We start from the raw sequence: 23,757 nt of genomic DNA, 5'->3' as shown, positions 1-23,757 counted from the left end.
CCCGGGACGCCGGCATGAGGATGCTGCCGATGGGGCCCGACGCGGTGCTCGTCGAGGTCTCGGACCTGGCGGAGGTGATGGCGCTGCACGCGCGACTCACCGCTGCGCCGCCGGCGGGCGTCATCGACGTCGTGCCCGCGGCCGCGACGGTCCTCGTCCGCGTCGATCCCGTCGCGCTGTCCCTCGCCGCGGCCCGCACCTGGGTCTCGACCGCTGCCTCGTCAGCGGCGCCGCCGGCATCCGCCCCCGCGCCCGTGACGCTGCCGATCCGGTACGACGGCGACGACCTCGGCGACCTCGCTGCGGCGCTCGGCGTCAGTCCCGAGGCGCTCGCGGCCCGCCATGCCGCGACGGACTGGACGGTCGCCTTCACGGGCTTCGCCCCCGGGTTCGGTTATCTCGTCGGTGCGGGCTGGGATCTCGACATCCCGCGCCGGACCTCGCCGCGGACGAGGGTGCCGGCGGGGTCTGTCGGTCTGGCCGGGGCCTTCTCGGGCGCGTACCCCCGCGAGACCCCGGGAGGGTGGCAGCTCATCGGCACGACGGACGCGCCGCTGTTCGATCCGGATGCCGCCCAGCCCGCGCTCCTCGTTCCCGGTGGCGCGGTGCGATTCGATCCCGCGCGCGCCCGCGCCGTCGGGTCAGATGGCGCCCTGCCCGGTCGCACCGCGTCGCCGACTGCGGGGGAGCCGGGCGCCCGCTCGGAGCCTGTCACCGCTCCCGGCGGCATCCGCGTCATCTCGCCGGGCCCGCAGGCGACGATTCAGGATGCCGGCCGCTCGGGTCGTGCCGCCGAGGGCGTCGGCGCGGCGGGCGCGGCCGACCCCGCCGCCTGGGCGCTCGCCAACCGTCTCGTCGGCAATCGTGACGGGGCGGCCGCGATCGAGATCGCCGTCGGCGGTTTCCGGGCCGTGGCGGAACGCGATCTGACGGTGGTCGTGACGGGCGCGTGGGCGCGGGTCGAGATCGACGGCCGGACCGGTGACCCGTACGTCGTGCATGCGTGGCCCGCCGGGACCGAGCTGCGCCTCGACGGATTCCTCGCGGGCACCCGCGCCTACCTGGCGGTGCGCGGCGGATGGGACATCGCCCCCGTTCTGGGCTCGCGGTCGACCGACACGCTCTCGGGGCTCGGCCCGCCGCCGCTTCGGCCGGGTGACGTCGTCGCCGCCGGACGCGAGACCGCCGGGCCGGTCCCCGCGCTGCCGCTGCATCCGTGGGGTCTGCCGCCGACGGGCACGGATGCCGTTCCCCTCGACATCCCGTTCACGACCGGCCCGCGCTCGGACTGGCTCACCTCTTCGTCCCGCCGCCTGCTCGCCGAGGCGACCTGGGTCGTGTCGGCGGCGGCCGACCGGGTCGGCATCCGCCTGGAAGGGCCACGCCTCGAACGCGCGCGCGGCGAGGAGCTGACGAGCGAGGGGATGGTGCCGGGGGCGATCCAGGTTCCGCCGGCCGGCCAGCCCGTCGTGTTCGGAGTCGACGCGCCCGTGACGGGCGGGTACCCGGTCGTGGGTGTCGTGACATCGACGGGCCGGAGCCGGCTCGCGCAGGCCCGATCCGGCGATCGCGTGCGGTTGCGTCCGACGGTTCGAGGTGCGGGTACCGCTCAGCGAGGCTGATTCGTCAAGGGGGAGAACTCCCCGTGTCAAGACCCCGTGCGGATGCGGCGGGTCCCCTAGCGTCGAAGCCATGACTCGCACCAAGACCACCGCCTCCGCCGCGCTGCTCGTCTCCGCGGCTCTTCTCCTCGCCGGATGCGGCGGGCAGTCGGGCGACACCGCGGCGTCGGGGGACGCCGGCGCGTCGTCCGCCCCCTCGTCCTCGTCGTCGTCCGCTCCGGCCGCCAGTGCCCCCGATGTCGCGCCGGCGTCGGGCGAGATGATCACCGGAACGGGCTACAGCTTCTCTGTGCCCGAGGGCTGGGCGATCCCCGAGCAGCAGCTCCCCGGCATGGAGAAGGTCGACGTCTTCGTCGCCGATCTCTCCGACCCCTCGGCGACGTTCGCCGACAACGTCAACGTCGTGCTCTCGCCGGCGCCGCAGGCGATCTCCGCCGACGACGTCGAGAAGTACGGCGTCGAGGAGCTCGAGGGGCAGGCGGGCGCGACCGACGTCGCCGTCCAGGAGCGCACCTCGATCGCCGGCGGCGAGTCGGCCCACATCTCGGCATCCGTCACGCAGCAGGACGTCACCTACAACGTCGACCAGTTCTACCCGTCGCACGACGACCAGACCTACGTCGTGACCTTCTCGTTCAGCCCCGACGTCTCGGAGGCGGACCGTGCGGCGGTCTACGACGCCGTGCTCGCCTCGTGGGCGTGGGCCTGATCCTCACCCCCGCAACGCGCCGTCCGCTCCCGCAGCGGGCGGCGCGTTGCCGTGTCAAGGGGAGTGCCGGCGCGACGGATTCGCCTAGCGTGTGATGCATGATGCGCTCCCGGATCGCTCCGATCGCCGCCGCGCTCATCTCGGCGGCGCTGCTGCTCGCGGCGTGCGACGCGCGGCCGGGCGGGATCGGCGGGGCCTCCGGATCCTCCGCCCCCGGCTCGGCATCGGCGACTCCGACGCCCACCGCGACCTCGTCGAGCGACGCCGCCCCCGGCGAGACGGTGCGAGGGACCGGATACAGCTTCGCCGTGCCGGCTGGCTGGGCGGTGCCCGCCGAGGACCCGACGGGCGGGCAGGTCGACGTCTTCGTCTCGGAGTCCGCCGACGCCGACGGTCGGTACATCAGCGTGGTCGTCTCTCCCGGCGTCATCACGCCGGCCGATGTCGAGGCCGACGGGGCCGCGAGCCTCGAGGCGGTCGGGGCCACCGACGTGACGCTGGAGGATCGTGTCGACATCGCGGGCAGCGAGTCGGCCCACCTCGTGGCGACGCTCGCGCAGGACGGCGCGGAGACGCTGATCGACCAGTACTACGCGACGCAGGACGAGCAGACCTTCGTCATCACCATCGCGTCTCCGGCCGACACCACCGAGGACGATCGACGTCGCCTCGCGGACACGGTGCTCTCGAGCTGGGCCTGGGAGTGACCCACGACCTCGGGCGGCGCGCATTTATACCGCAGCATCCGGGGGTCGTCAAGGATTGCGCTGGACATGGCGCGTCGCGACGCCTATAGTTGGTAGTTGCGCTCCCGTCCCCCTTGCCCTCATATGGTGGTCGGCTTGTGCTCTGCGCGATTCCGCCCCGTCCGACGGCGTGAGACGCGAGAGCTCGGACCGGGAGCACTCCACCTGACGACAAGGAACCGGCCCCACCCGGGCCACGGAGGTAATCCCCTTGGCTGCTGCGAGCAACGCATCCACCACCACCCCCAAGAACGGTCGCGGCGCTTCCCGCCTCTCGTTCGCGAAGATCTCCGACAAGCTGACGGTCCCCGACCTGCTGGCGCTGCAGACGGAGTCTTTCGACTGGCTCGTCGGCAACGACGCCTGGAAGGCCCGCCTCGCCGAGGCGCAGGCCGCCGGCCGCACCGACGTCGCCCTCCAGAGCGGCCTCGAGGAGATCTTCGAGGAGATCTCGCCCATCGAGGACCTCGGCGAGACGATGCAGCTCTCGTTCACCAACCCGTACCTCGAGCCCGAGAAGTACTCCATCGAGGAGTGCAAGGAGCGCGGCAAGACCTACGCTGCCCCGCTCTACGTCGAGGCCGAGTTCATGAACCACCTCACCGGTGAGATCAAGACCCAGACGGTCTTCATGGGCGACTTCCCGCTCCAGACCGGCAAGGGCACCTTCATCATCAACGGCACCGAGCGCGTCGTCGTGTCGCAGCTCGTCCGTTCGCCCGGTGTCTACTTCGACAAGACGCCCGACAAGACCTCCGACAAGGACATCGTCTCGGCGCGCGTCATCCCCTCGCGCGGCGCATGGCTCGAGTTCGAGATCGACAAGCGCGACCAGGTCGGCGTCCGCATCGACCGCAAGCGCAAGCAGTCGGTCACCGTCTTCCTCAAGGCCCTGGGCCTGACCAGCGAAGACATCATGGCGGAGTTCGCCGGGTACGACTCGATCGAGGAGACCCTCGCGAAGGACACGATCCTCACCAAGGAGGACGCGCTCCGCGACATCTACCGCAAGCTGCGCCCGGGCGAGCAGGTCGCCGCCGAGGCAGCGCGCGCGCTCCTCGACAACTTCTACTTCAACGCCAAGCGCTACGACCTCGCCAAGGTCGGCCGGTACAAGATCAACCAGAAGCTGGGTCTCGACACCCCGATCGAGGAGTCGGTGCTCACCGTCGCCGACATCGTCGCGACCATCAAGTACCTGGTCCGTCTGCACCGCGGCGACGCCACGTTCGACGGCATCCGCGACGGCAAGCCCGCCGAGATCCGCCTCGACACCGACGACATCGACAACTTCGGCAACCGTCGTATCCGCGCCGTCGGCGAGCTCATCCAGAACCAGGTCCGCACCGGTCTCTCGCGCATGGAGCGCGTCGTCCGCGAGCGCATGACCACGCAGGACATCGAGGCCATCACGCCGCAGACCCTGATCAACGTGCGCCCGGTCGTCGCCGCGATCAAGGAGTTCTTCGGAACCTCGCAGCTGTCGCAGTTCATGGACCAGAACAACCCGCTCGCGGGTCTGACCCACAAGCGCCGCCTGTCGGCGCTGGGCCCCGGTGGTCTGTCGCGTGAGCGCGCCGGCGTCGAGGTCCGCGACGTCCACCCCTCGCACTACGGCCGCATGTGCCCGATCGAGACGCCGGAAGGCCCGAACATCGGTCTGATCGGCTCGCTCGCCTCGTTCGCGCGCATCAACGCGTTCGGCTTCATCGAGACCCCGTACCGTCGTGTCGTCGACGGCAAGGTCACCGACGAGATCGACTACCTCACCGCCAGCGAGGAGAACGACTACGTCGTCGCGCAGGCCGGTGTCGAGCTCAACAAGGACGGCTCGTTCGTGGCCGACCGCGTCCTCGCCCGCCGCGGTAAGGGCGGCGAGGTCGACCTCTTCCCGAACGAGGAGATCGGCTACATGGACGTCTCGCCGCGCCAGATGGTGTCGGTGGCGACCTCGCTCATCCCCTTCCTCGAGCACGACGACGCGAACCGCGCCCTCATGGGTGCGAACATGCAGCGTCAGGCCGTGCCGCTGCTGCGCAGCGACTCGCCGCTGGTCGGAACCGGTATGGAGGGCTACGCCGCGATCGACGCCGGTGACGTCATCACCGCGCAGAAGGCGGGTGTCGTCTCCGAGGTCTCGGCCGACGTCGTCACCGTGCAGCTCGACGAGGGCGGCACGCAGGACTACTTCCTCCGCAAGTTCGACCGCTCGAACCAGGGCACGTCGTACAACCAGCGCGTCGTGGTCTCGGCCGGTGAGCGCGTCGAGGTCGGCGAGGTCATCGCCGACGGCCCCGCGACCGAGAACGGCGAGCTCGCGCTCGGCAAGAACCTCCTCGTCGCGTTCATGACGTGGGAGGGCCACAACTTCGAGGACGCGATCATCCTCAGCCAGGAGCTCGTGAAGAACGACACGCTCTCCTCGATCCACATCGAGGAGTACGAGGTCGACGCCCGCGACACCAAGCTCGGCAAGGAGGAGATCACCCGTGACCTCCCCAACGTCGCGCCCGACCTGCTGAAGGACCTCGACGAGCGCGGCATCATCCGCATCGGCGCCGAGGTGCGCCCCGGCGACATCCTCGTCGGCAAGGTCACGCCCAAGGGTGAGACCGAGCTGTCGGCCGAGGAGCGTCTGCTCCGCGCGATCTTCAACGAGAAGAGCCGCGAGGTCCGCGACACGTCGCTGAAGGTCCCCCACGGTGAGCAGGGCACCATCATCGCTGTCAAGGAGTTCAACGCCGAGGACGGCGACGACGAGCTCGGCTCGGGCGTCAACCGCCGCGTCGTGGTCTACATCGCCCAGAAGCGCAAGATCACCGAGGGCGACAAGCTCGCCGGCCGCCACGGCAACAAGGGTGTCATCGCGAAGATCCTCCCCGTCGAGGACATGCCTTTCCTCGCCGACGGCACGCCGGTCGACGTCGTGCTCAACCCGCTCGGCATCCCGGGTCGAATGAACTTCGGCCAGGTCCTCGAGCTGCACCTCGGCTGGATCGCCGCGCAGGGCTGGAAGGTCGAGGGCAACCCCGAGTGGGCCGAGCGCCTGCCCGAGATCGCTCGCGAGGCCGCTCCCGGCACGAAGGTCGCCACCCCGGTGTTCGACGGCGCGTTCGAGTCCGAGATCGCAGGGCTCCTCGACTCGACGAACCTCACCCGCGACGGTGAGCGTCTCATCGACTCCTCGGGCAAGACGAAGCTGTTCGACGGTCGCTCCGGCGAGCCGTTCCCGGCTCCGATCTCGGTCGGCTACATGTACATCCTGAAGCTCCACCACCTCGTCGACGACAAGATCCACGCGCGTTCGACGGGCCCGTACTCGATGATCACCCAGCAGCCGCTCGGTGGTAAGGCGCAGTTCGGTGGCCAGCGCTTCGGTGAGATGGAGGTGTGGGCCCTCGAGGCCTACGGCGCCGCGTACGCCCTCCAGGAGCTCCTGACGATCAAGTCCGACGACATCGTCGGTCGCGTGAAGGTCTACGAGGCCATCGTCAAGGGCGAGAACATCCAGGAGCCCGGCATCCCCGAGTCGTTCAAGGTGCTCATGAAGGAGATGCAGTCGCTCTGCCTGAACGTCGAGGTCCTCTCGGCCGACGGCACCGAGGTCAACCTCCGCGACACCGATGACGAAGCCTTCCGCGCAGCGGAGGAGCTCGGCATCAACATCTCCAGCCGCTTCGAGTCCTCGTCGATCGACGAGATCTGATCCGGCCAGGCAACGAACAGAATTCCGACACAGGAGAATCAGTGCTCGAGTCACACACCTTCGATCAGCTTCGCATCGGCCTGGCCACTGCTGACGACATCCGTCGTTGGTCCTTCGGCGAGGTCAAGAAGCCCGAAACCATCAACTACCGCACGCTCAAGCCCGAGAAGGACGGCCTCTTCGGCGAGCAGATCTTCGGCCCCTCCCGCGACTGGGAGTGCGCCTGCGGAAAGTACAAGCGCGTCCGCTTCAAGGGCATCGTCTGCGAGCGCTGCGGCGTCGAGGTCACCAAGTCCTCGGTCCGTCGTGAGCGCATGGGCCACATCGAGCTCGCCGCTCCCGTGACCCACATCTGGTACTTCAAGGGCGTGCCCTCGCGCCTCGGGTACCTGCTCGACATGGCGCCGAAGGACCTCGAGAAGGTCATCTACTTCGCCGCGTACATGGTCATCTCGGTCGATGAGGATGCGCGTCACCGCGACCTCCCAACGCACGAGAACAACCTCCGCCTCGAGATCAAGAACCTCGGTGACCGCCGTGACGCCCGCGTGGCGACGCGTCTGGCCAAGCTGGAGGAGGAGCTTGCGACCCTCGAGGCCGACGGCGCCAAGGCCGACCAGAAGAAGAAGGCCAAGGACTCCGCCGAGAAGGACATGGCGACGGTCCGCAAGAACTTCGACGAGCAGATCTCGCGCCTCGAGCGGGTGTGGGAGGAGTTCCGCTCCCTCGAGGTCGGCCAGCTCAAGCAGGAGGACGACGTCTTCCACGAGCTGCAGGACCGATTCGGCCAGTACTTCGAGGCCTACATGGGCGCCGAGGGCATCCAGCGTCGCCTCGCGGCGTTCGACCTGGCCGCCGAGGCCGACTCGCTGCACCTGCAGATCTCCGAGGGCAAGGGCCAGCGCAAGATCCGTGCGATCAAGCGCCTCAAGGTCGTCAACTCGTTCCTGCAGACCGGCATGTCGCCGGCCTCGATGGTGCTCGACGTCGTCCCGGTGATCCCGCCGGAGCTGCGTCCGATGGTCCAGCTCGACGGTGGCCGCTTCGCGACCTCCGACCTCAACGACCTGTACCGCCGCGTGATCAACCGCAACAACCGTCTGCGTCGTCTGATCGACCTCGGGGCTCCCGAGATCATCGTCAACAACGAGAAGCGGATGCTGCAGGAGGCCGTCGACGCGCTGTTCGACAACGGCCGCCGTGGTCGCCCCGTCACCGGTACCGGCAACCGTGCGCTGAAGTCGCTGTCCGACATGCTCAAGGGCAAGCAGGGACGTTTCCGTCAGAACCTGCTCGGAAAGCGCGTCGACTACTCGGGTCGTTCGGTCATCATCGTCGGACCCCAGCTGAAGCTGCACCAGTGCGGTCTGCCCAAGCAGATGGCCCTCGAGCTCTTCAAGCCGTTCGTCATCAAGCGCCTGATCGACCTCGGTCACTCGCAGAACATCAAGGCGGCCAAGCGTGCCGTCGAGCGCACGCGTCCCGAGGTCTGGGACGTGCTCGAGGAGATCATCCGCGAGCGTCCCGTGCTGCTCAACCGTGCACCCACCCTGCACCGCCTGGGCATCCAGGCCTTCGAGCCCCAGCTCGTCGAGGGCAAGGCGATCCAGCTGCACCCGCTCGTCTGCGCCGCGTTCAACGCGGACTTCGACGGTGACCAGATGGCCGTCCACCTGCCGCTCTCGGTCGAGGCGCAGGCCGAGGCCCGCATCCTGATGCTCGCGTCGAACAACATCCTCAAGCCCTCGGACGGCCGTCCGGTCACCCTGCCCTCGCAGGACATGATCATCGGTCTGCACCACCTGACCACGGTCATCGAGGGTGCCAAGGGCGAGGGCCGCGTGTTCGGCTCGGTCGGCGAGGCGATCCTGGCGAAGGACGAGGGCACCCTCGACCTGCAGGCCAAGGTCCGCATCCGCATCCCGGGTCTCGCGTTCCTCGAGGGCGACGCCCCCGAGGGCTACGAGCGCCACGGTCTGGTCGACGCGTCGCTCGGACAGGCGATCTTCAACGACACCCTGCCCAAGGGCTACCCGTTCGTCCGCGAGCAGGCCGACAAGGGCAAGCTGTCGCAGATCGTCAACAAGCTGGCCGAGGAGTACCCCAAGACCGAGGTCGCGGCATCCCTCGACCGGATCAAGGACGCCGGCTTCCACTGGGCGACCCGCTCGGGCGTCACGGTGGCGCTCAGCGACGTCCTGACGCCGCCGAACAAGGCCGAGATCATCTCGAAGTACGAGAAGCTCGCCTCGAAGGTCCAGGGCCAGTTCGAGAAGGGTCTCGTGACCGACGCCGAGCGTCGTCAGGAGCAGATCAAGATCTGGACCGAGGCGACCGACGAGGTCCAGGCCGCCATGAAGGCGAACTTCCCCGCCGAGAACACCATCAACCGCATGGTCTCGTCGGGCGCCCGTGGTAACTGGCTGCAGATCCGTAACATCGCCGGTATCCGAGGCCTGGTCAACAACACCAAGGGTGAGATCATGCCGCGTCCGATCATCTCCTCGTACCGCGAGGGGCTGTCGGTGGCGGAGTACTTCACCGCGACGCACGGTGCCCGTAAGGGTCTGGCCGACACCGCTCTGCGAACCGCCGACTCGGGTTACCTGACCCGTCGTCTGGTGGACGTCTCGCAGGACGTCATCATCCGCGAGGACGACTGCGGCACGTCGAAGGGCCTCGAGCTCCCGATCGCCGCACCCGGTGCCGACGGCGCCCTCATCAAGGACGCCAACGTCGAGAACTCGGTGTTCGCCCGTACCCTCGCCGCAGACGCCGTCTCGCCCTCGGGCGAGGTGCTGGCCGCAGCCGGTGACGACGTGGGCGACGTGCTGATCAACAAGCTCGTCGAGGGCGGGGTGACCTCCATCAAGGTCCGCTCGGTCCTGACCTGCGACTCGGCCGTGGGTGTCTGCGCGAAGTGCTACGGCCGTTCGCTGGCCACCGGCAAGATCGTCGACATCGGCGAGGCGGTCGGCATCATCGCCGCCCAGTCGATCGGTGAGCCCGGTACCCAGCTGACGATGCGTACCTTCCACACCGGTGGTTCGGCCTCGGCCGACGACATCACGCAGGGTCTGCCCCGCGTGCAGGAGCTCTTCGAGGCCCGTACCCCCAAGGGTGCGTCGCCGATCGCGGAGGCCAGCGGCCGCATCACGATCGACGAGACCGAGAAGGCCAAGAAGGTCATCATCACGCCCGACAACGGCGACGAGCCCTTCGTCTACCCGGTGCTGAAGCGTGCGACGCTCCTCGTCGAGGACGGGCAGCACGTCGAGGTCGGCGACCCTCTGCAGGTGGGCACGCTCGACCCGAAGGACATCATGCGCGTGCAGGGTGCCCGCGAGGTGCAGAAGTACCTCGTCGGCGGCGTGCAGGGCGTCTACCGCTCGCAGGGTGTGCCGATCCACGACAAGCACATCGAGGTCATCGTCCGTCAGATGCTGCGGAAGGTCACCGTGGTCGACCACGCCGACACGACGCTGCTCCCGGGTGAGCTGGTGGACTTCAAGAAGTACCAGCAGATCAACCGCGAGGCCGTGGCCGAGGGCAAGCGTCCCGCGTCGGGCCGCCCCGAGCTGATGGGTATCACGAAGGCGTCGCTCGCGACCGAATCGTGGCTGTCGGCCGCGTCGTTCCAGGAGACCACCCGCGTCCTCACGCAGGCGGCCATGGAGGGCAAGAGCGACCCGCTCGTCGGCCTCAAGGAGAACGTCATCATCGGAAAGCTCATCCCCGCCGGAACGGGCCTTGCGAAGTACCGCAATGTGGCCGTCGAGGCGACGGAGGAGGCGAAGAGCGAGCGGTACCCCAACCGCATCTTCGCGTCGGACGGTGCGTACAGCGACGCCGACCTGAGCTACGTCGACTTCGACAGCTTCTCCACCGACGGCGACTTCACCAGCTACAACTGATCGATCGCTGATCTCGCGAAGGGCCCCGGGCATGTCCCGGGGCCCTTCGTCGTGTCGGTGGGCGAGAGCGCTCCCCGCCGGATTAGCGTGGAGACGTGGCACGGATCGGTGGTCGGAATGTCGTCTTCGCGTGGATCGTCGGGGTCCTCTGCGCGGGCGTCATCGGGGTGCTGGCAGTGCTGACCGTGCCGCTCGTGTCGACGGGCATGGGACTGCTCGGCGGCAGCGGAGCGGGCGCCGGCGGTGATGCCGCTGCGGCGGACGGCCCGCAGGAGTGTCGGGATCTGTACCCCGAGGCGCTCTGGGTGACCCTCCAGTACGCCCCCGGCGCGAAGCTCGAGCAGTCGCAGGACGCCCCCGTGTCGACCGCCGTGGCCCTCGTCGAGGCGCTCGCGCCCGAGGTGCGCTTCACCTGCAGCTGGACCTCCGACGCGGGGTCGATCTCGACCACGGTCGGAGCGGTGGGGACGGATGCCGGTTCGATCGCGGCATCCGCGCTGCCCGCTCAGGGCTTCACGTGCGACGAGCGCGGCGCGCGCACGCTCTGCTCGCGCACCGCCGGCGACCTCGTCGAGACGATCGAGGCAGGGGGAGGGCGCTGGGTGTCGACGTCGCAGTCGGCGTGGCATCCCGAGCAGTACGCCACCCGGGTCGGAAACGCGGTCTTCACGTCGGGCGATTGACCTCGTTGCGCGCCCGGTCGCCCCGGGTCGTGCGACCCCTCAGGGAGCGGGTGTGGCCGCCCCCGCCGGCCACACCGAGGCGATGATGCCGGTCGTGTACCCCTCGGGGGCGAGGTGCGAGAACTGGGTGTCGATGAGCACGCCGTCGCGGAAGAAGAGCGTCCGTCCGTCGGTGACGGGGTAGCGCGCGTTCTGCCAGGTCTTCTCGCAGCGCACGCCGCCCGCCGGCTCGTAGCAGGTGAACCCGATCTCGGTGAGCTCGTTGAAGAAGTCGATCACCGGGTTGCGCTCGGCGTAGGCGATCGTGGTCTCGATCTTCGCGGTGTCGGCGGCCGGGTCGGCCCAGACGCAGCGCAGCGACCCGTCCGGAAGCGACCCGCTCTCACCGAAGGCCGCGTCGTTCAGCGGCACCGACGCGAGCGCGGCGCGTGCGGGGGCGCCCAGGATGCCGGCGCAGTCGCGGGGGAGGACCGTCGTCGAGACGACAGAGCCGGATGCCGTCGGCGGCGGGCCGCCCGCTTCGGCGGAGACCGTCATGGCCGGGGTCGGGCTGGGGGCCTCTGCGGACGCGCTCGTATCGGGTGCCGGCCCGGCGGCGGTCCCCGGTTCCGGGGCGCATCCCGCGAGCAGTGCGGCCGCGATGAGGAGAGCGGCCGGCGCGAGGCGGGGAAGGGCGCGCGAGGTCATGGCACGACGATACGTCCGCACGCACGCACGGGTGCGCAGACACGTCGGCACGCCTGCGCGGCACGCCCGCATCGCCGGGATATCCTCGCCTCTGCGGCGGCACCGGCCACCGCGTGAGGAGCACATCGCATGAGCGACCCCAAGTACGGCGAGCCGGTCGAAGAGCCGAAGCCGGTGGACGACGTCGTGGGCAGCGCCCGGGCCGGGCTCGCCGACGCCGAGGCGTCGCGCGATGCGGTCTCGGCCGACGACTGGGATGCCGCCTACGCCGGTTCCGGAACTCTCCCCGAGCGGTCCGCGAGCGCCGACGCCTCGACCGACCGACCCGTCGCCGACGGAGCGACCTCCGACGCGGATGCTGCTCGGATCGATGCCGCCGCAGCGCGCGACGAGCGCACCGACACCGTCGGCTCGTCGTCGGACGATGCGTGGAACTCGCCGAGCGAGTGGGACACCCCGCGCGACGCCGAGGCGGATGCTGCGGCGACGACTGACCGGGATGCCGCCGCGGGCGGGGCAGCAGGCGCCGCCGCCGCTACGACCGCCGCGGGCGGAGCAGCCGCGAGCGACACCGCCACGCGCGCCTACCGTGCCGATGACACCGACGCCGGCGCCACGCGCACCGTGAGCGCGAGCGAGCCCGTCGCCGAGACGCCGGCGGCTGCGGCCCCGAGCCCGCAGCCGATCTTCGTCCAGGCCCCCGAGGCGCCGACTCCGCGGGGCAACCGTGGAGCGGCCGGCGCCATCGGCCTCCTGGCGGCCATCGCCTTCGCGCTGATCTACCTCGGCGCGGCCCTGGGCATCGACGCCGTACGCGGCGAGGTGACGACGGCCAACGTCGGCGATCAGGCCCTCGCAGCCGCCACCTCGTGGTGGTTCTGGGTTCCCGTCGTGGTGTTCTTCCTCGCCTTCTGGGTCCTGGGCGCGTTCATCAACCGCGGCCGCTGGGGCCTGTGGGTCCTCCTCGGACTCCTCGTGGGCCTCGCGTCATACGCGGGGCACATCGCCGGACAGCTCTTCCAGGCGCCGTTCTGGACGATCGCCCCGAGCCAGGCCCTGACCATCGTCGGCGAGCAGGCGTTCGCGCCGCTCGCGCTCGTCGCTCTGGTCGCGGGTCGCGAGCTGACGATCTGGTTCGGCGCGTGGGTCGCCGCCCGCGGACGCCGAGTCACCGAGCTCAACGCCGAGGCGCAGCGCGAGTACGAGCGCACCCTCGAGGCGGGGCCTCAGCTGCACCGCTACTGATGTCCACCCCCTCCGGCGGGATGCGCCCCGGGCTCGCCACCGCATTCGCGGTCGTGGGCTTCGGGGCGCTCGCCATCTGCGGCCTCGGCATCCTGAGCCTGGTGACCGGCCAGGACGTCGTCGCCGTCCGCGGTCTCGGGCCGATCCCGGGCGCCGTCGGCTTCGGCGCCGCGGTCATCGCGATCGCTGCCACGCTGGCCACCGTGCTGCGGGTGCCGCGCCCCTCGTACGCGATCTCGGTTCCGGTGGGAATCGTCGCGCTGCTGTCGTACCTCGCCGGCCTGGTCGTGGCCGCGCTGCTCGTCGGGGTCGACGCGGCGCGAGCCCTGGCCGCGGCCGGCGGTTTCGCGGTCTCCTGGTTCGGCGTGCTCCTCGTCGCCGCGGCGGCGATCTCGGGCTGGACGGCCGTCGCGCTGGTCCGCACGCGCGCGACGCCGCCACGGTGGGCCTGGGAACGCGACGAGGACGAATGACGCGAAATCCCGGACCGACCGGCTCGGATCGGTCACAATAGGCCCGTGGAGCGGTCGCTCGAGACCCAGGTCAGCCAGGCGGTGGATGCCTGGCTGCGCTGGCTGCCGCGCTGGCAGCCAGCGACGCACCGAGGGCGCATCGCTCCCTGCCGTCGCTGCATCGGTTCGCCGGTGCTGTCGGCGGTGGGTCTCGGGTCGGACGTCCCGCACGGCGTGCAGCACGGACTCTCCACACGCATGAAGGCGATCGTGGATGCCGCCGTCGCCGAGTACACCTCGCGCAACCTGCCGATGCTGCAGGCCGAGCTCGACCAGCAGGCCGCACGCAACCGCGCGCGTACGTACCGGCCCTCCGAAGGGCTCGAGCCCGAGTTCGACGGCCTGCCGCTCGATCCGGAACCGGTGGCCGGGGCGCCGTTCCTCTTCACCATCTCCGGCCTCGCGCAGGAGTCCGACGACGCCGTGCCCGAACTGCCGCCGCTCAGCAGCGAGGCGAAAGCCGCCCTGCGGCAGGAGGTCGGTCTCGCCGACGACTACGCCAACATGATCGGGCGCGAGGTCTGCGCGGTGCTGCTGCACCACCGGCTGCGCGTGCAGGCCGCCGTCGCGCAGCATGTCGAGCCCCAGATCGAGGCGATGCTCGCCGAGCTCACGCGGTCGCTCGATGCGCCCTTCGAGCCCGGCGCGGAGCGCGGCGGTGAACCGTGACGGCGGTGACGGGGCGTCACGGGCCCTATCGTGGGATGCGATGACCACCTCCGGCAACGAATCGCTCCTCATCCTGCTCGTCGTCCTCTCGACGGTGCTGGGTGCGGTCCTCTATGTCTGGACGGCGCTGGCGCTGGCCGGGCTCTTCCGCAAGACCGACGAGGAGCCGTGGCAGGGGTGGGTGCCGCTGCTGAACATCGCGGTGGTGCTGCGCATCGGCGGCTTCAGCCCGTGGCTCGTCCTCATCGGCCTCGTCCCGGTGCTCGGGCCGCTCGCGGTGTACGTGCTGCTGGTGATGGCGGCGCACCGCATCGGCCGCGGCTTCGGCGCCGGTCCCGGCATGACGGTGCTCGCCGCACTGCTCTTCGTCGTGTGGGCCAGCATCCTCGGTCTCGGTCCCGCCCGCTGGCGGGGCGAGCAGGCCGCCGAGGTCACGGCGCCGCCGTGGGTCTTCACCCCGCCGCTGTCCGAGTCGGATCCGGAGCGCGACGCGCAGTTCCGCCCGGCCCGCTCTCCCGAGCCGGCGGCGCCGCCGACGCTGGCGAGCCCGACCCTGTCGGCACGTCACTTCAGCCCCGAGCCGCATGCCGCCAGCGGTGAGGCCGATGCGGCCGCCGTGCCCGAGCGCGAAGAGGCGCCGACCGACCTGCAGCCGTCGCCGTGGGCGCCGCCGTCGCCGTTCGCCCCCGCCGCGACCACCCCCGACGTTTCCGCGCCGGCACCCGATCGCAGCCGGTCGGCGACCGAGCCCGCCGTCGAGCCGGCCGCTCCGGACGTTCACCCGGTCGAGCCGGAACCCGCGGCCGAGCCCGCCGCGGCATCTTCTCCTGAGCAGCAGCCCGACGACGCCCCGGCGCAGCCCGAGGCCCGGCCCGCGTTCTCGGAGCCGGCCCCGAGGGAGGCGCGCGAGCCGATCCTGCGCGAACCCGCCCCGCAGGTCGAGACGCGGCCCGATGAGGATGCCGCCATCCGCGACGCGGACGCCGACGAAGACGGATCCGACGACGCGCGCTGGCCGTCCGAGATCGACGACGTCTCGGCGATCTCGCCGTCGCCGTTCCCGTCGCGGGCGGCATCCGATCGTCCCGGTGTGGTCCCGTCGTTCGCCGACCCCGACTCCGCGTCCGGCTTCGGGGCGGGTCGCCGCACCTGGGATGCCGTCTCGGCGACGCCGATCGCCCGCCGCGCCTTCGCGCGCACGCCCGACGAGTTCCCGGAGCTGTCCGACGAGGTCTCCGCGGTCGCGAGCGCTCCGGCGGCGGGGGCTCCGCGGACGGCCGAAGCGGCGGTCCCCGCCCAGCTGCGCCGCGCCGAGGTCTCCGACGACGGCGACATCGACCACACCGTCGTCGTCGCTCGGCGCCGGGTGTACTGGCAGTTGGTGCTGCCCGACGGGGAGATCGCACCGCTCACCGGTGACGTCGCGATCGTCGGGCGTCAGCCCGCGCCCGACCCCGCCTACCCGCGTGCCCAGCTCGTGGCCATCGAGGACCGCACGCGCACCGTCTCCAAGACGCACGCCCGTCTCGAACTGCGCTCGGGGCTGTGGCACATCACCGACCTGCACTCGACGAACGGCGTCGTGCTGACGAACTTCCTCGGCACCGAGATCGAGCTCGAGCCCGGGTCGGACGCGCCGGCGGGCGAGCGCTTCCTCCTCGGCGACGCCGAACTGCGCATCGAGCGGCCCGGAGCCTGACGCCGATACCACCGGCTCGCATCGGCGTTTGCCCGCCTCGCCGGAGAGGCGTATCATTGATCGGGTGTGCGCTCGTGCGCGCCCTGCGTCGTGCCTCGGTCCGATGATCAGGTCGAAGCGGAGCACGCGAATCGGGATCGTTCTGCGAACAGGACGCCCCCACGGCATATCCACCCTTCGAAAACGCAGCATTCGTGACGCGCCGGTGGATCTGTGGTGAAACCACGACGCTGTCACCGTGCAGCACTACAAGGAGAGAACGTGCCAACCATTCAGCAGTTGGTTCGCAAGGGTCGCTCGCCGAAGGTCACCAAGACCAAGGCGCCCGCTCTGAAGGCGAACCCCCAGCAGGCGGGTGTCTGCACCCGCGTGTACACGACCACGCCCAAGAAGCCGAACTCGGCCATGCGCAAGGTCGCCCGTGTCAAGCTCCGCAACGGCACCGAGGTCACCGCCTACATCCCCGGCGAGGGCCACAACCTGCAGGAGCACTCGCTCGTGCTCGTCCGCGGCGGTCGTGTGAAGGACCTCCCCGGTGTCCGCTACAAGATCGTCCGCGGTGCGCTCGACACCCAGGCCGTCAAGAACCGTAAGCAGGCTCGCAGCCGCTACGGCGCGAAGAAGGGTTGAGTTAGATGCCTCGTAAGGGACCTGCACCCCGCCGCGTCGTCGTCAACGACCCGGTCTACGGTGCTCCGATCGTCACGCAGCTCGTCAACAAGATCCTCGTCGACGGCAAGAAGTCGATCGCCGAGTCGATCGTCTACACCGCCCTCAAGGGTGTTGAGGCCAAGAACGGCCAGGACGCCGTCGCGACGCTGAAGAAGGCGCTCGACAACGTCCGTCCGACCCTCGAGGTCAAGAGCCGCCGCGTCGGTGGCTCGACCTACCAGGTGCCCGTCGAGGTCAAGCCGCACCGCGCGAACACGCTCGCGCTGCGCTGGCTCGTCTCGTACGCCAAGGGCCGTCGTGAGAAGACGATGACCGAGCGCCTGCAGAACGAGATCCTCGACGCCTCGAACGGCCTCGGTGCCGCGGTCAAGCGCCGCGAAGACACCCACAAGATGGCCGAGTCGAACCGCGCCTTCGCGCACTACCGCTGGTAAACAGCTTCTCGGCGCCGGCCGGGGTAACCACCCCGGCCGGCGCTCCCGACCAAACGTAAGGAACAGCCCGTGGCACAAGAAGTGCTCACCGACCTCAACAAGGTCCGCAATATCGGCATCATGGCGCACATCGATGCCGGCAAGACGACGACGACCGAGCGCATCCTGTTCTACACGGGCGTCAACCACAAGCTCGGCGAGACGCACGACGGCGCCTCGACCACCGACTGGATGGAGCAGGAGAAGGAGCGCGGCATCACGATCACGTCCGCCGCCGTGACCTGCTTCTGGAACAAGAACCAGATCAACATCATCGACACCCCCGGCCACGTCGACTTCACGGTCGAGGTCGAGCGTTCGCTGCGCGTCCTCGACGGCGCGGTGGCGGTCTTCGACGGCAAGGAGGGCGTCGAGCCCCAGTCTGAGACCGTCTGGCGTCAGGCCGACAAGTACGACGTCCCGCGCATCTGCTTCGTCAACAAGATGGACAAGCTGGGCGCCGACTTCTACTTCACCGTCGACACCATCGTCAGCCGCCTGGGCGCCAAGCCGCTCGTGCTGCAGCTCCCGATCGGCGCCGAGAACGACTTCGTGGGTGTCATCGACCTCGTCGAGATGCGCGCGCTGGTCTGGCCCGGCGACGCCAAGGGTGACGTGACCATGGGCGCGAAGTACGAGATCCAGGAGATCCCGGCCGACCTCGCCGACAAGGCCGCCGAGTACCGTCAGCGCCTCCTCGAGACCGTCGCCGAGTCCGACGACGCGCTGCTGGAGAAGTTCTTCGGTGGCGAGGAGCTCAGCGTCGCCGAGATCAAGGGCGCCATCCGCAAGCTCACCGTCGCCGGCGAGCTGTACCCGGTGCTCTGCGGCTCCGCGTTCAAGAACCGCGGTGTGCAGCCCATGCTCGACGCGGTCGTCGACTTCCTCCCGTCGCCCCTCGACGTGCCCGCCATCGAGGCGCACGACCCGAAGGACGAAGAGAAGATCATCGAGCGTCACCCCGACGCCAACGACCCGTTCGCCGCGCTGGCCTTCAAGGTCGCGGTGCACCCGTTCTTCGGTCGCCTCACCTACGTCCGCGTCTACTCGGGTCACCTCGACTCGGGTGCGCAGGTCATCAACTCGACCAAGGGCAAGAAGGAGCGCATCGGAAAGATCTTCCAGATGCACGCCAACAAGGAGAACCCGGTCGACTCGCTCACCGCGGGCAACATCTACGCCGTCATCGGCCTGAAGGACACCACCACCGGTGACACCCTCGCCGACCCGGCCGAGCCCGTCGTCCTCGAGTCGATGACGTTCCCCGAGCCCGTCATCGAGGTCGCGATCGAGCCGAAGACCAAGGCCGACCAGGAGAAGCTGGGTGTCGCCATCCAGAAGCTCGCCGAAGAGGACCCGACGTTCCGCACCGAGCTCAACCCCGAGACGGGTCAGACCGTCATCAAGGGCATGGGCGAGCTGCACCTCGACATCCTCGTCGACCGCATGAAGCGCGAGTTCCGCGTCGAGGCGAACGTCGGCAAGCCGCAGGTCGCGTACCGCGAGACGATCAAGAAGGCCGTCGAGCGTCACGACTACACCCACAAGAAGCAGACCGGTGGTTCGGGTCAGTTCGCGAAGATCCAGTTCGCGATCGAGCCGCTCGAGGTCACGGCCGACAAGACGTACGAGTTCGAGAACAAGGTCACCGGTGGCCGCATCCCGCGCGAGTACATCGAGCCGACCAACCAGGGCTTCCAGGACGCGATGAACGTCGGGGTGCTCGCCGGCTACCCCATCGTGGGTGTCAAGGCGATCCTCATCGACGGCGCGTCGCACGACGTCGACTCGTCCGAGATGGCGTTCAAGATCGCCGGCTCGATGGGCTTCAAGGAGGCGCTGCGCAAGGCCAACCCGGTCATCCTCGAGCCCCTGATGGCTGTCGAGGTGCGTACGCCCGAGGAGTACATGGGCGACGTCATCGGCGACCTGAACTCGCGTCGTGGCCAGATCCAGTCGATGGAGGACGGCTCGGGCATCAAGATCGTCCGCGCTCTCGTCCCCCTGTCGGAGATGTTCGGCTACATCGGCGACTTGCGCTCGAAGACTTCGGGCCGCGCGGTCTACTCGATGGAGTTCGACAGCTACTCCGAGGTCCCGCGCGCGGTGGCCGACGAGATCGTCCAGAAGAACAAGGGCGAGTAAGCCCTCGGGATGCCGGGGGCCCAGGCTCCCGGCATCCACTCAAACTGAATATCGACCTCTCTACTAGAGTGAAAACATCCCCGTAGAGAACCGGTCGCAATCCAGCGCCCGGAGATCTACAACGACAGTCCTGAGGAGGACCCAGTGGCTAAGGCCAAGTTCGAGCGGACCAAGCCGCACGTCAACATCGGAACCATCGGTCACGTCGACCACGGCAAGACGACGCTCACCGCGGCGATCTCGAAGGTGCTCGCCGACAAGTACCCGTCGGCCACCAACGTGCAGCGTGACTTCGCGTCCATCGACTCGGCGCCCGAAGAGCGTCAGCGTGGTATCACGATCAACATCTCGCACGTCGAGTACGAGACCCCCAAGCGTCACTACGCTCACGTCGACGCCCCGGGTCACGCTGACTACATCAAGAACATGATCACCGGTGCCGCTCAGATGGACGGCGCGATCCTCGTGGTCGCCGCCACCGACGGCCCGATGGCTCAGACCCGCGAGCACGTCCTGCTCGCCAAGCAGGTCGGCGTTCCCTACCTGCTGGTCGCGCTCAACAAGTCGGACATGGTCGACGACGAGGAGATCCTGGAGCTCGTCGAGCTCGAGGTTCGCGAGCTCCTGTCGTCGCAGGACTTCGACGGCGACAACGCTCCTGTCGTCCGCGTCTCGGGCCTGAAGGCTCTCGAGGGCGACGAGAAGTGGGTCAACGCGATCGTCGAGCTCATGGACGCCGTCGACGAGTCGATCCCCGACCCGGTGCGTGACAAGGACAAGCCGTTCCTCATGCCCGTCGAGGACGTCTTCACGATCACCGGTCGTGGAACCGTCGTCACGGGCCGCGCCGAGCGCGGCACCCTCGCCATCAACTCCGAGGTCGAGATCGTCGGCATCCGCCCGACGCAGAAGACCACGGTCACCGGTATCGAGATGTTCCACAAGCAGCTCGACGAGGCCTGGGCCGGCGAGAACTGTGGTCTGCTCCTCCGCGGCACCAAGCGTGACGACGTCGAGCGTGGCCAGGTCGTCGTGAAGCCGGGTTCGGTTACCCCGCACACCAACTTCGAGGGCACTGCCTACATCCTCTCGAAGGAGGAGGGTGGCCGTCACAACCCCTTCTACACGAACTACCGTCCGCAGTTCTACTTCCGCACCACGGACGTCACCGGCGTCATCTCGCTGCCCGAGGGCACCGAGATGGTCATGCCCGGTGACACCACCGACATGTCGGTCGAGCTCATCCAGCCGATCGCCATGGAAGAGGGCCTCGGCTTCGCGATCCGTGAGGGTGGCCGCACCGTCGGCGCCGGCACGGTGACCAAGATCATCAAGTAAGTCTCGCGACTTCCTTCGCGGAACCCCTCGGACCTTCGGGTCCGGGGGGTTTCGTCGTTTCCGCAAGCTGTTGACGCGGTGTGCCGCCACGCGCTCTCATAGCGGGATACGACCCGACGAAAGGACGATCATGGGCGTCGACGACATCATCAACAAGGGCAAGCAGATGTTCGAACAGAACCGCGACAAGATCGAGGAAGCACTCAAGAGCGAGAAGGCCGAGGAGGTCAGCGACAAGTTCCTCCAGGGTGCGGCGGATGCCGTGAAGAAGGTCGTCCCGGAGCAGCACCATGGCAAGGTCGACGAGGTCCGCGAGAACGTCGACAAGAACATCGGCAACCAGTAGGCCGAGCGCCGAGAACGCACCGCCTCCGCGAGAGCGCACCGTGAACGGTGCGTGGTCGCGGGGTCGGTGCGTTCTCGCGTTCGGGGCGGTGGTTCCTCCCCAGGACGGGCGGGGGCGGGAGCGTGCACGGGGAGCAGGGGGCGCGGATGCGGGGGCGGCGCGGGCGGCATCGTGGGGGAGTGACCGAATGCGATGACCTCATCCTCCGGCGCGATGCGCGCCGTCGCGGCGAGACGTCCACGCTCGAACGGGCCGTCGGTGACGGAGAGCTCGTGCGCGTCCGGCGGGGCGTCTACGTCGCGGCGGCGCGCTGGGCGGCCGCGCGACCGGAGGCGCGGATGCGGCTGCGCGCGCACGCCCTCGCCGCTGTCGCGACCCGCGAGCCGGTCTTCTCGCACACGACGGCCGCCGCGCTGCACGGACTGCCGGTCCACCGAGGCGACGACTCCCGGGTGCATACGCTCGAGCTCGGTCCGGCGCCCGCGCCGAGTCGCAGCGACGTCGTGCGCCACCGGCACGAGGTCGCGGACGCCGACGTCTCGCGCATCGGTGCGTTGCAGGCGACGAACCTCGCCCGCACGGTGTTCGACGTGCTCTGCGCCGAGAAGGCCGAGACCGCGACGGCAGCGATGGACGCGGCGCTGCGAGCGGCGGCGTGGCGCGGCAACGGCGCCTACGACCCCGCCGCCGCCGCAGCGCTCGTCGCCGATGTGACTGCTCGCATCGAGCAGGCGCCCGGTGCCCGCGGCATCCGCAGTGCGCGATTCGTCGCCTCGATCGCCGACGGGCGGGCACAGCTGCCGGGCGAGAGCATCAGCCGGCTGTGGATGCTGCAGCTGGGCGCTGCGGAACCGGTGCTCCAGCATCCCGTCGCGATCGGCGATGGGCAGTGGGCGTTCCTCGACTTCGCGTGGCCTCGGCTGCGGAGGTTCGGCGAGTTCGACGGCGACGGCAAGTACCTCGACCCGGCGTTGACGGGCGGACGCTCGCCCCGCGACGTGTTGCGCGCCCAGCGCGAGCGCGAGAGTCGCGTCGTCGCGGCGACCGGCTGGACCCCGGTGCGCTGGGGCTGGGAGCGCCTGGCATCCCGCCCGACGTTCGCCGCGTTCCTCCGCGCCCACGGTCTCCTGCGTTGAGCGCGATCCGTCGCTCCGAGGACGCACCGTCGCCGCGAGGGTGCACCATAGAAGGTGCGTGTTCGCGGGGAGAGTGCGTGCCCGGCGGCCCGCCGCCACGGTGCGGGACGCGACGCGGATATCGCGACACGCCCGGGTTTGCGACACGCCCGGGCGGCACGTAGACTATTCAGGTTCCACATTCCGACGGGTGCCCAGCATCCCGGATCACTGTCACGACAGTGCATAGGCGGCGCGAAGCGCAGAGTCCTAGGCCGCGGGCAGATGAACATCGAACCCCACACCGACCTGGAGACAGGATGCGTGCGTGCGCGCACGGTGCGGAACCGCAGGGAGACCCGCGGGTTTGACATCAGAACAGTGGTGCAGCATCACCGCCCCGGCGGTGAGAAGTGCCCGGCGCAGACCGCGCCACCGGGCGTCCAATGCGCTCGCGACCAGCGAGACGTAAGACGCGATAAAGAGAGTGAGCAGACAAATGGCGGGACAGAAGATCCGCATTCGCCTGAAGTCGTACGACCACGAGGTCATCGACACCTCGGCACGCAAGATCGTCGACACCGTGACCCGTGCGGGCGCGACTGTCGTCGGACCCGTGCCGCTGCCGACCGAGAAGAACGTCGTGTGCGTCATCCGGTCGCCCCACAAGTACAAGGACAGCCGCGAGCACTTCGAGATGCGCACCCACAAGCGTCTGATCGACATCGTCGACCCGACGCCCAAGGCTGTCGACTCGCTCATGCGACTCGACCTCCCGGCCGACGTCAACATCGAGATCAAGCTCTGAGGTTCGACATGGCTGACATCAACTCCAAGGTTTCCAAGGGCCTCCTCGGCACCAAGCTCGGCATGACCCAGGTCTGGAACGAGCAGGGCAAGCTCGTCCCCGTCACGGTCATCGAGATCGCGCCGAACGTGGTCACCCAGGTCCGTACGCCCGAGAAGGACGGCTACTCGGCCGTCCAGATCGCTGCCGGCCAGATCGACCCCCGCAAGGTCAACAAGCCCCTCACGGCCCACTTCGAGGCCGCCGGCGTGACCCCCCGTCGCCACCTCACCGAGGTGCGCACGGCGGATGCCGCTGACTACTCACTCGGTCAGGAGCTCACCGCCGGTGACACGTTCGAGGCCGGCCAGCTGGTCGACGTCGTCGGCACCAGCAAGGGCAAGGGCACCGCGGGTGTCATGAAGCGCCACAACTTCAAGGGCGTCTCGGCCTCGCACGGTGCGCACCGCAACCACCGCAAGCCCGGTTCCATCGGTGCCTCGTCGACGCCCAGCCGCGTCTTCAAGGGCATGCGTATGGCCGGCCGCATGGGTGGCGAGCGCGTGACCGTCCTCAACCTCACGGTGCACGCCGTCGACGCCGAGAAGGGTCTGCTGCTCGTCAAGGGCGCCGTCCCCGGTGCACGCGGCCGCATCGTCTACGTCCGCAACGCTGTGAAGGGTGCCTGA

At 69.4% G+C, this 23,757-nt stretch carries 19 protein-coding genes; 18 read left to right on the top strand and 1 reads right to left on the bottom strand.

Going from position 1 to position 23,757, the window contains the following annotated elements; all coding sequences use genetic code 11:
- Positions 1–29 precede the first annotated feature (29 nt).
- From VC184_RS14075 to VC184_RS14050, 6 genes are all read left to right on the top strand, one after another.
- The gene (locus VC184_RS14075; protein ID WP_323986677.1) at positions 30–1,622 is read left to right on the top strand and encodes a 5-oxoprolinase subunit B/C family protein; all 1,593 of its coding nucleotides are present in this window, start codon (positions 30–32) and stop codon (positions 1,620–1,622) included.
- A 70-nt stretch (positions 1,623–1,692) separates the two neighbouring features.
- Entirely contained in the window at positions 1,693–2,331 is a 639-nt protein-coding gene (locus VC184_RS14070) for a hypothetical protein (RefSeq protein WP_323986675.1), read from the top strand.
- A gap of 98 nt (positions 2,332–2,429) precedes the next feature.
- Positions 2,430–3,038 carry a DcrB/PsbP domain-containing protein gene (locus tag VC184_RS14065; protein WP_323986673.1) on the top strand — a complete coding sequence of 203 codons (609 nt, stop codon included), beginning with the start codon at positions 2,430–2,432 and terminating at the stop codon, positions 3,036–3,038.
- Positions 3,039–3,288: 250 nt separating this feature from the next.
- Positions 3,289–6,783: a DNA-directed RNA polymerase subunit beta gene (gene rpoB, locus VC184_RS14060; protein ID WP_112617780.1), complete on the top strand. Its 3,495-nt coding sequence runs from the start codon at positions 3,289–3,291 to the stop codon at positions 6,781–6,783.
- A gap of 41 nt (positions 6,784–6,824) precedes the next feature.
- Positions 6,825–10,697 (top strand): DNA-directed RNA polymerase subunit beta', encoded by a 3,873-nt coding sequence (locus VC184_RS14055; protein ID WP_112617781.1) that lies wholly within the window; start codon positions 6,825–6,827, stop codon positions 10,695–10,697.
- A gap of 95 nt (positions 10,698–10,792) precedes the next feature.
- The gene (locus tag VC184_RS14050) at positions 10,793–11,380 is read left to right on the top strand and encodes a hypothetical protein (RefSeq protein WP_323986670.1); all 588 of its coding nucleotides are present in this window, start codon (positions 10,793–10,795) and stop codon (positions 11,378–11,380) included.
- Between the two features lie 39 nt (positions 11,381–11,419).
- On the opposite strand, the gene VC184_RS14045 is transcribed toward VC184_RS14050, so the two are convergent.
- Entirely contained in the window at positions 11,420–12,067 is a 648-nt protein-coding gene (locus tag VC184_RS14045; protein WP_323986668.1) for a hypothetical protein, read from the bottom strand.
- 129 nt (positions 12,068–12,196) lie between these two features.
- On the opposite strand from VC184_RS14045, the gene VC184_RS14040 reads away from it, so the two are divergent.
- The 12 genes from VC184_RS14040 to rplC all read left to right on the top strand — a co-directional run bounded on the left by VC184_RS14040 (position 12,197) and on the right by rplC (position 23,757).
- On the top strand, positions 12,197–13,312 hold the full coding sequence (locus tag VC184_RS14040; protein WP_323986666.1) for an ABC transporter: 1,116 nt from the start codon (positions 12,197–12,199) through the stop codon (positions 13,310–13,312).
- Complete coding sequence (locus VC184_RS14035) at positions 13,312–13,785, top strand: hypothetical protein (RefSeq protein WP_112617785.1); 474 nt, start codon at positions 13,312–13,314, stop codon at positions 13,783–13,785. The genes VC184_RS14040 and VC184_RS14035 overlap by 1 nt, the downstream gene beginning before the upstream one ends.
- A gap of 45 nt (positions 13,786–13,830) precedes the next feature.
- Positions 13,831–14,493, top strand: coding sequence for a spermidine/putrescine ABC transporter substrate-binding protein (locus tag VC184_RS14030; protein WP_112617786.1), 663 nt, complete (start codon positions 13,831–13,833; stop codon positions 14,491–14,493).
- Between the two features lie 40 nt (positions 14,494–14,533).
- Positions 14,534–16,192 (top strand): DUF5684 domain-containing protein, encoded by a 1,659-nt coding sequence (locus VC184_RS14025; protein WP_323986664.1) that lies wholly within the window; start codon positions 14,534–14,536, stop codon positions 16,190–16,192.
- 261 nt (positions 16,193–16,453) lie between these two features.
- Positions 16,454–16,822, top strand: a complete 369-nt coding sequence (gene rpsL, locus VC184_RS14020; RefSeq protein ID WP_018187369.1) for a 30S ribosomal protein S12 — start codon at positions 16,454–16,456, stop codon at positions 16,820–16,822.
- A 5-nt stretch (positions 16,823–16,827) separates the two neighbouring features.
- Entirely contained in the window at positions 16,828–17,298 is a 471-nt protein-coding gene (gene rpsG, locus VC184_RS14015) for a 30S ribosomal protein S7 (protein ID WP_023954027.1), read from the top strand.
- A 69-nt stretch (positions 17,299–17,367) separates the two neighbouring features.
- On the top strand, positions 17,368–19,482 hold the full coding sequence (gene fusA, locus VC184_RS14010; protein ID WP_112617787.1) for an elongation factor G: 2,115 nt from the start codon (positions 17,368–17,370) through the stop codon (positions 19,480–19,482).
- Between the two features lie 144 nt (positions 19,483–19,626).
- The gene (gene tuf / locus VC184_RS14005) at positions 19,627–20,820 is read left to right on the top strand and encodes an elongation factor Tu (RefSeq protein ID WP_023954029.1); all 1,194 of its coding nucleotides are present in this window, start codon (positions 19,627–19,629) and stop codon (positions 20,818–20,820) included.
- A gap of 130 nt (positions 20,821–20,950) precedes the next feature.
- Entirely contained in the window at positions 20,951–21,166 is a 216-nt protein-coding gene (locus VC184_RS14000) for an Rv0909 family putative TA system antitoxin (RefSeq protein WP_023954031.1), read from the top strand.
- Between the two features lie 179 nt (positions 21,167–21,345).
- Positions 21,346–22,302 carry a hypothetical protein gene (locus tag VC184_RS13995; RefSeq protein ID WP_282501555.1) on the top strand — a complete coding sequence of 319 codons (957 nt, stop codon included), beginning with the start codon at positions 21,346–21,348 and terminating at the stop codon, positions 22,300–22,302.
- Positions 22,303–22,780: 478 nt separating this feature from the next.
- The gene (rpsJ, locus tag VC184_RS13990) at positions 22,781–23,089 is read left to right on the top strand and encodes a 30S ribosomal protein S10 (RefSeq protein ID WP_017201594.1); all 309 of its coding nucleotides are present in this window, start codon (positions 22,781–22,783) and stop codon (positions 23,087–23,089) included.
- Positions 23,090–23,097: 8 nt separating this feature from the next.
- Positions 23,098–23,757: a 50S ribosomal protein L3 gene (rplC, locus tag VC184_RS13985; protein ID WP_023954036.1), complete on the top strand. Its 660-nt coding sequence runs from the start codon at positions 23,098–23,100 to the stop codon at positions 23,755–23,757.

Origin of the sequence: Microbacterium plantarum (assembly GCF_035231185.1) — a bacterium.
GTDB lineage: Bacteria > Actinomycetota > Actinomycetes > Actinomycetales > Microbacteriaceae > Microbacterium > Microbacterium plantarum.
This window is presented reverse-complemented; position numbering and strand designations above follow the sequence as displayed.

Bases quoted from the DNA above. Each gene is read 5' to 3' on its own strand.
- VC184_RS14075 (WP_323986677.1), top strand. From the start codon at position 30: ATGGGGCCCGACGCGGTGCTCGTCGAGGTCTCGGACCTGGCGGAGGTG.
- rplC (WP_023954036.1), top strand. From the start codon at position 23,098: ATGGCTGACATCAACTCCAAGGTTTCCAAGGGCCTCCTCGGCACCAAG.
- VC184_RS14000 (WP_023954031.1), top strand. From the start codon at position 20,951: ATGGGCGTCGACGACATCATCAACAAGGGCAAGCAGATGTTCGAACAG.
- VC184_RS14025 (WP_323986664.1), top strand. From the start codon at position 14,534: ATGACCACCTCCGGCAACGAATCGCTCCTCATCCTGCTCGTCGTCCTC.
- rpsG (WP_023954027.1), top strand. From the start codon at position 16,828: ATGCCTCGTAAGGGACCTGCACCCCGCCGCGTCGTCGTCAACGACCCG.
- VC184_RS14070 (WP_323986675.1), top strand. From the start codon at position 1,693: ATGACTCGCACCAAGACCACCGCCTCCGCCGCGCTGCTCGTCTCCGCG.
- rpsJ (WP_017201594.1), top strand. From the start codon at position 22,781: ATGGCGGGACAGAAGATCCGCATTCGCCTGAAGTCGTACGACCACGAG.
- VC184_RS14045 (WP_323986668.1), bottom strand. From the start codon at position 12,067: ATGACCTCGCGCGCCCTTCCCCGCCTCGCGCCGGCCGCTCTCCTCATC.
- VC184_RS14065 (WP_323986673.1), top strand. From the start codon at position 2,430: ATGATGCGCTCCCGGATCGCTCCGATCGCCGCCGCGCTCATCTCGGCG.
- VC184_RS14035 (WP_112617785.1), top strand. From the start codon at position 13,312: ATGTCCACCCCCTCCGGCGGGATGCGCCCCGGGCTCGCCACCGCATTC.
- VC184_RS14040 (WP_323986666.1), top strand. From the start codon at position 12,197: ATGAGCGACCCCAAGTACGGCGAGCCGGTCGAAGAGCCGAAGCCGGTG.